Origin of the sequence: Paenibacillus sp. Soil522, assembly GCF_001428245.1 — a bacterium.
In the GTDB taxonomy this organism is placed as follows: domain Bacteria; phylum Bacillota; class Bacilli; order Paenibacillales; family Paenibacillaceae; genus Pristimantibacillus.
This window is the reverse complement of sequence record NZ_LMRV01000081.1, coordinates 5,125-12,721: the sequence shown is the minus strand read 5'-3', so window position 1 is coordinate 12,721 and position 7,597 is coordinate 5,125. Positions and strand designations below refer to the sequence as shown.

Sequence of the window (7,597 nt, the reverse complement as noted above, 5' to 3'; positions counted from 1 at the left end):
AAAAAAACAAACGGCACAGGACTTTTCCCATGCCATTTCAGATTTCATTTTTATTCCTGTTCTTGTCTTTGAACTAAACTAAATGACATTGACCACGCGGTAGCCCTTTCAGTGTTCAACTATCGTACCCGTTAGTTGAATGAATGATCAATGATACTGTCCTGTTATGTGTTCATTCGAATCTTTCATTAATTTGGAGAGTAGCACAATTTGCCCAGCATGATATCCATAGTGTGCCGCAACCTGAACAAGAAGACGACTGATTACTCTCACTTCATAGGTTTCATTTTCTGAAGCATTAACCCGAAGCATTCTGTTCCAATCCTCCAAGTCATAGCGGATTATCACTTCCCTTTTTAAATCCTCCTCGGACAAAACTGATAATATACTTTCCGATTCAGATCGTGTCCTCAAAAGAAGACTACTCAATTCATCCTTCGATATGCCACCTTCAGAATTAAATTCTCGAGCGCGTTCCCGAATGAAAGGTTTGTTTCCGATTGCACTTGTGAGGTTCTGATACTCGTTTCCTGCTATATGAATACTCGCGACAGGCAATCGTCTTTCAGAGGTTGCAAACGATTATGAGTGACCGTGAATACTGGGAAAGTTCTGTTCGGTCGGAAAGTGACTTTTTGACCTTTCTCAAGAGTTGTAAAATCAACTTCTTCGCTTGTTAGTCAAGATCCATAAAGATAGCATTACTTTGTCGGTAATAATGAACAATGATGCCCACATAAACATTATCCAAGTGGGCGACCACGGAATTCCAAGCTGGCGATGTGCTTATTTTCGGTATGTTCTTGCTGCACTGCTCACTCAAAAATACGACCAATCAGTATCGGATCAGCGTTGATGCGAGGTATTAGTCTGCTAACCAGAAGGTAGATGAAAGATGGAAAGACAAAAAGACACGGGGACATTTTAAATAAGTTCCTTAAAGTTCAAATAACATTTAAAAAAACCACAGCATGCAGCAGCCTGTTAAATCTTAACTGGCTGTTGCATACTGTGGTTTTCTCACAACGACTACATGCATTTCGCACATACGCCATAAAACTCGACCTGATAGATTTCAACCTGGAACGCACCTTTTTGTGTACCGACTGCCATCAATGCTTCGGTCTTGGCCGGCTCCAAATCGTAGATCTCACCGCAAACCTTACAATTGAAATGCCAGTGTTCCATTTCGTTGACTTCAAAGTTACTGGATTTGTCGCCATTCGTGAGCTCTTTGACGACTCCGATCTCTTTCAATTTCTTTAGCGTGTTATAGACTGTCGCTTGGCTGACATAAGGAAATTTCTCGGTCATCAGGGTATAAATCCGATCCGCTGTCGGATGTGACAATTCGAATAAGAGCTCGACGATATAAACGCGCTGGGGAGTAAGACGCAGCCCTTCTTCTTTCATATGGTCTAATATCGTCTCCTTACTCATTATGATCCCCTTCTTTTCCTTTATTTTCTTTTTTGGACTTTAATAAAACTAAAGCAAAGAACAGTATTTGTCGTTAAATACTGCTCTTTGCTTTACATGGTTATAAGTGCGTTTTACTTCAGATCGAAGCGATCCGCATTCATTACTTTGACCCAGCTAGCTACAAAGTCGCGCACAAACTTTTCTTGGTTATCGTCTTGCGCATATACCTCTGCAATGGCACGCAGAATGGAGTTTGAACCGAATACAAGGTCAACAGTAGTCGCTGTACGCAGGATTTTACCCGTCTTGCGATCGCGTCCTTCAAATAGATCTCCGCCTACTGGGTTCCATTGTACGTTCATATCAAGCAAGTTAATGAAGAAATCGTTGGTGAGTGTGCCTACACGTTCGGTGAATACGCCGTGTTTGGTTCCCTCGAAGTTCGTACCTAGTACACGCATACCGCCAACAAGAGCTGTCATTTCCGGAGCAGTCAGATTGAGCAGATGTGCCTTGTCTACTAGAAGCTCTGCTGAGCTGATGCTATAATTCTTCTTCTGATAATTGCGGAAACCATCAAAGATTGGCTCTAGCACTGCGAAGCTTTCTACATCCGTTTGCTCTTGTGTTGCATCACCGCGTCCAGGAGTGAAAGGAACAGTTACGTTAAAGCCTGCATCACGGGCAGCTTTTTCCACCGCAGCGCTGCCGCCAAGTACGATCAGATCAGCGAGGCTCACTTCAGCATCAAGCTCTGATTGAATACCTTCTAAGATCGTAAGCACTTTAGTCAGTTGTGCAGGTTGGTTCACTTCCCAGTACTTCTGTGGGGCAAGACGGATACGAGCACCGTTTGCGCCGCCACGCATGTCAGAACCACGGAAAGTGCTAGCCGAAGCCCAAGCTGTAGTTACCAGTTCACTGACGGTAAGGCCTGAGTTTAGAATTTTTGTTTTAAGATCTTCTACTTGTGCGTCTGTTAACGTATATCCAACAGCCAGCACAGCATCTTGCCAGATGAGAACTTCTTCAGGAACTTCTGGCCCTAAATATCTGGCAAGAGGACCCATGTCACGGTGAGTAAGCTTAAACCATGCACGAGCAAATGCATCAGCAAACTCATCTGAATTCTCATAGAAACGACGAGAAATTTTCTCGTAGGCTGGATCCACACGCAATGCCATATCTGCGGTAGTCATGATCGTCGCAACACGAATGGATGCATCTTCTGCATCAGGAGCTAGATGCTCTGCAGCAGGATTGACTGGCGCCCACTGATTTGCGCCTGCTGGGCTTTTCGTAAGCGTCCATTCATACCCAAACAGTAGTTCAAAATAACCATTATCCCACTGTGTCGGATTCGCTGTCCAAGCACCTTCAATTCCGCTGGTGATGGTGTCGCGGCCTTTACCGGAGCCGTGCGAGCTGAGCCAACCTAAGCCTAGTGCTTCAATAGCAGAAGCTTCCGGCTCTGCACCCACATGCGCAGCATCGCCTGCACCATGTGCTTTACCAAATGTATGTCCACCAGCTACGAGTGCAACGGTTTCTTCATCGTTCATACCCATCCGTTTGAACGTTTCGCGAATATCACGAGCACTTGCAAGCGGATCTGGATTGCCATTAGGACCTTCTGGATTCACATAGATAAGTCCCATTTGAACGGCAGCAAGCGGATTCTGAAGCTCGCGATCACCTGTATAACGCTTATCCCCTAGCCACTCCGTTTCAATACCCCAGTAGATGTCTTCTTCTGGGTGCCACACGTCAGCACGTCCGCCGCCAAAACCAAATGTTTTGCCGCCCATCGATTCAATAGCGACATTACCAGTTAGAATGAACAAGTCGGCCCAAGAGATTTTGTTGCCATATTTTTGTTTAATCGGCCATAGTAATCTACGAGCTTTATCAAGGTTGCCGTTATCCGGCCAACTGTTAAGGGGAGCAAAACGCTGTGTTCCGGTTCCGCCACCTCCACGGCCGTCACCTGTACGATATGTACCTGCGGAGTGCCAAGCCATACGAATAAAGAACGGACCATAATGTCCGTAGTCAGCTGGCCACCAGTCTTGACTATCCGTCATGAGAGCAGTTAAATCCTGCTTAAGCGCTTGATAGTCTAATTTTGCAAATTCCTCTGCGTAATCAAAATCGTCGCCTAAAGGATTCGTTTTGCGGTCATGCTGATGGAGAATGTTCAAATTCAACTGATTAGGCCACCAGTTTCTATTCGTCGTACCACTAGATTTGTGCGTTGAAGCGCTTCCAGTGCTTCCAGTGCTTCCATGCGAGAACGGGCATTTTCCTGAATTAGCAGCATCCATAGAGTTCATTTAAACCTCTCCATTCAATTTATAATAAGTTCTTAATAAGAATAACTCTAATATAGGTTATAAACCTTTTTGGGACAGAAATCAACGTTTTTTTCTACGACTGACCAATCGACTAACAAGGATTTCCAGACACCTCTGCGCTGATAATCAGACATCCAATACACAACCTAATCCAATTAATATTGGGGAGTTGGCTCCAGATTGACCGCAATGCGGCAAAATGCAGGTAAGTCGGTTATGGTTTTACCATCCGATAGAGAATAACTTCCAGCTGGCACAACTTGAACACATGTGATAGTACCACCTTGTATTTCAGCATCTTTGAATATTTCTTAATTAAATCATCCTCCTCAAAATTAAAACGACAAAGATTTATGTAAAGAAAGGACAGCCTGCATATCATGTATTGCTAATCTGTCTGATTGTTATTTTCAAACATAAACATAGCCACCGTTATTGAACTATAATTCTCTAAGTTAGCGTAATACCGTTAACCCCACTTTTTAACAAAAGTAACTCTATGATACTCTGTTTTAAAGAAATCCTTTTCAATGTTAACTTGCTCATAACCTATATTCCGGTTAAAACGTTAGCGTATTTTCAGCAAAATAGGGACCGTCAGACTGCGCGGCAGCCGGCGATCCCTATTTAAGTAACGTTCTTCCGTTAGTTGAATGGTTCAGTGCTTGATTTATATACTAATTGACCCATTAATCCAGCCTTTTATAAAACTTGATAGAGAAGAGCTTATCTATGTTCTACTATCATCTTCATGGTTCCAAACATAAATATCTTTTTTTACAATCTTCCCGTTTAGAATAGGAAAAGCAAATTGATCACCATTTGCAGCATCAGCAAAAAACTTTTTGAAAAAGCTGACGGGTAAAGATTTCACCATCTGTCCTTGCTGCAGTATTGGCCATCTTGGCAGAGCTTCGCCAGAACAGGTAATTGCATAATGTTTTCCAAATGCCTCTTTATTAGGGAGGGGGAAATTGTGTCTGAACGAGAGGTTTCGATAGCACTTGTTCGTAGCCAAATCGCTTTCTCTAGGGAATTTCAATCTGGTCAAGTCAAAGTTGTTGATTTGAAAGACTATCCTTTTCGAGCTAATAAAAAAAATATATATCACATAAGTTCACTCAATATTGTTGAGTAACCAGAAAATAAATCGATTTCTTTATCTAATGTACTTTTCATTTTGGTTCCGCACTTCTCACTACAAATTGCAAAAATTCCATCNAATATTGTTGAGTAACCAGAAAATAAATCGATTTCTTTATCTAATGTACTTTTCATTTTGGTTCCGCACTTCTCACTACAAATTGCAAAAATTCCATCAGTACCTTGTTGTTTAGCTTCTGATCCACTTGCCACAACAATAAATGGTACACTTGTATTTCTACTCGTTAAGTTTAATGAGATTATCTTCCCTTCCTGCTCATTAATATCTATACCTTCTTTAAATTTAACATTCAGACCAAAACAAGGGTTATCTTCTTTAATTTTCTTCATACACCAAGAGCATCTTAACATAATTGCTTGTTCTCCTTTTCCATTTTTTTTATTCCTGAAGTAAGGCAATCTAGAGACATAATATCCTATATTTCAATTAATAATAGTGTTTCCTGTAATCCCACACAGCTCCATGGCATCTGTTTCAACTATCGTACCCGTTAGCCATCCATGCATCTCTTATGCTGCACCACAGAGCATGAAAGTTAATCCGTTCTTTCATGGTAGTTGAAAAACTATTGCTGTTATTTCACTTGTTCAGTTATTTTAAATGCCTGATTTAAACAAGCAAGATGATTTAGTTTTACACCCATTTTGTCGTTGAACACTGTGTAAATAAGTTTCGCTAAGTCTGTTTCAGACTTACACAAGGAGCATTGCTCTGCAATTTCCCTTATTTCAATGCTGTATTCGTCTACTGGAGCTCCTCCTTCTAAAAGAGCAATAGGATCCCAGTTATTAATAACTTTCGTTAAAACCTTCACGTCAATGTTCACCTATTTATCCACCTTTTTTTGGATTAGCTACTGGCATTATACTGCCAGTTACTTCAATGCAGCAAGGAAGCAACTGCCGCGGCGATCTGCTCCCTTGTGGCGTTCAACTATCGTACCCGTTAGTTGAATGGAAGTAGATGGAAATTTTAATTATTTATTGCTTTTTCTGCAAGGTCTTTTTCTTCCTTTTTGACAAAGATATCATATTGATTTAAATCATTTCTACTCGATCCTGCCATCCCGGTATCATGGCTCGTTATCCTTGTTCTGTAAGAAACTCCATCGTTTTTTAACTTAGTTACCGTATTATAATAGTCCGCTTGCTTAAATGAAGTAAAAATCAAATATCTATGCTTGGAAAAAATAAACGTTAATGCGTTCATAATTAGATTCTCAATACCCGCCACTATCCTCTCTCCCTTCAATCTTAGAAATGGACATTTTACGGATAAGCAAGTTCCAAATACAATCCCCTTTCTAAATTTAGACGATATAAGATTATGGATGGTTGCGGAAAACTACCTGATACTTCGACAAAACAGGGAGCAACTGCTTCGGCAAGCTGCTCCCTTGATCGTTTCAACTATCGTTCCCCTTTAGTTTAACAAAAAGAAGGAAGCCTTAAGGGGGGCAATGCCTCGCTTAAGACTTCTACCTCTTAACTGCTGCTTTAAGACAAGTTTAACGCACTCAGGCTTTTCGGACAGGGCACTGGATTTCTGTAATGTATTCATTCGTATCGGTTGTCGACCATTCTCCGGCCAAATATAACTCCCGTTGCGGTCCAACTATCTCGTACCGGTTTTCCTCCAGCCAATTCAACAAGCTACTATATGCGTTATGGAGGGTTTGATAGGTGCCTTTATGGACCACGCATGCCATTTCGGTAACCCCTTCAAGAATCTTGATCTTGATACGGTCGGTTTCCGGTAAATCTCCAGATATCGGCTCAATCACCTCTGCATCGATGGATGAATCACTGCTACCTTGGTAGTAAATCACCATGCAGGGAGGAACAACTTTCACTCCGTGCTTTTCAATATGCTCCCCCAAAGCTTGCCAGAGATGTCCTTGCTCGCTATGCGTTGGAATATGGTCCCTGATTGAAGCAACTCGTANCTTTCACTCCGTGCTTTTCAATATGCTCCCCCAAAGCTTGCCAGAGATGTCCTTGCTCGCTATGCGTTGGAATATGGTCCCTGATTGAAGCAACTCGTACCGGTTCAATCTGTTTGATAACACAATCATACCTCATTGCGTGTCCCTCCTCTTTCATATAATTCTCGATCCGGGCAAGTCTTGTTTGCTCATCCCTTACTCTCGACGAGATCTCGGAATGCTTCACTTCTAGGAACGTCCGCAGGTGTTCAGGGTCCATCTCCGCATGGAGAAGGATGGAGACCTCCTCTAAGGAGAAGCCAAGATCCTTCAGGGCCATGATCCGATTTAGTTTGGACATCTGGCTTGCCATGTAATAGCGATAACCAGTAGAAGCGTCGATATGTGCAGGCTGTAACAGTCCTACGCTTTCATAATGCCTAAGAGCTTTCACTGTTACCTTACTCAGTCGTGCAAAATCACCAATTTTGAACATATTCATCTCCTGTGTGCACACTTATTTCGAGGTCCTCACCTGTAGGATAAAGCTTTCCCTTGCAGGAGAGTCAAGAGGTTCAGATAAATTTCTTTTTAAGTCGGACAAACCGCCCATTGGGAACAGGCTGCCAATCATATTGATATGCTCCCCAAATAGTAGACAGGTGAAATAATAAAACTGCTGCTATGAGGGGAGTATTTTCATGTCTAGAGTTCAATATAACGCGAAGGAGA

7 protein-coding genes are annotated in these 7,597 nt (G+C 42.1%); all 7 read right to left on the bottom strand.

Annotated elements, in window-relative coordinates:
• Positions 1-1,029: 1,029 nt before the first annotated feature.
• Positions 1,030-1,440, bottom strand: a complete 411-nt coding sequence (locus ASG81_RS24985; protein WP_056640861.1) for a Fur family transcriptional regulator — start codon at positions 1,438-1,440, stop codon at positions 1,030-1,032.
• Positions 1,441-1,553: 113 nt separating this feature from the next.
• Complete coding sequence (gene katG / locus ASG81_RS24980; protein ID WP_056640858.1) at positions 1,554-3,755, bottom strand: catalase/peroxidase HPI; 2,202 nt, start codon at positions 3,753-3,755, stop codon at positions 1,554-1,556.
• Between the two features lie 751 nt (positions 3,756-4,506).
• Positions 4,507-4,794 carry a hypothetical protein gene (locus ASG81_RS31410; protein WP_162255066.1) on the bottom strand — a complete coding sequence of 96 codons (288 nt, stop codon included), beginning with the start codon at positions 4,792-4,794 and terminating at the stop codon, positions 4,507-4,509.
• 721 nt (positions 4,795-5,515) lie between these two features.
• Positions 5,516-5,767: a hypothetical protein gene (locus ASG81_RS24965; protein WP_056640853.1), complete on the bottom strand. Its 252-nt coding sequence runs from the start codon at positions 5,765-5,767 to the stop codon at positions 5,516-5,518.
• Between the two features lie 146 nt (positions 5,768-5,913).
• Positions 5,914-6,174 (bottom strand): hypothetical protein, encoded by a 261-nt coding sequence (locus tag ASG81_RS24960; RefSeq protein WP_056640851.1) that lies wholly within the window; start codon positions 6,172-6,174, stop codon positions 5,914-5,916.
• A 283-nt stretch (positions 6,175-6,457) separates the two neighbouring features.
• On the bottom strand, positions 6,458-6,871 hold the full coding sequence (locus ASG81_RS34210) for a GyrI-like domain-containing protein (protein WP_081417572.1): 414 nt from the start codon (positions 6,869-6,871) through the stop codon (positions 6,458-6,460).
• Between the two features lie 15 nt (positions 6,872-6,886).
• Positions 6,887-7,361 (bottom strand): MerR family transcriptional regulator (locus ASG81_RS34205; RefSeq protein WP_442952961.1); only part of this gene is annotated, 475 nt, incomplete at its 3' end.
• Positions 7,362-7,597 lie beyond the last annotated feature (236 nt).

Coding starts and splice junctions, on each gene's coding strand:
- ASG81_RS24985 (WP_056640861.1), bottom strand. CDS start 1,440: ATGAGTAAGGAGACGATATTAGACCATATGAAAGAAGAAGGGCTGCGT.
- katG (WP_056640858.1), bottom strand. CDS start 3,755: ATGAACTCTATGGATGCTGCTAATTCAGGAAAATGCCCGTTCTCGCAT.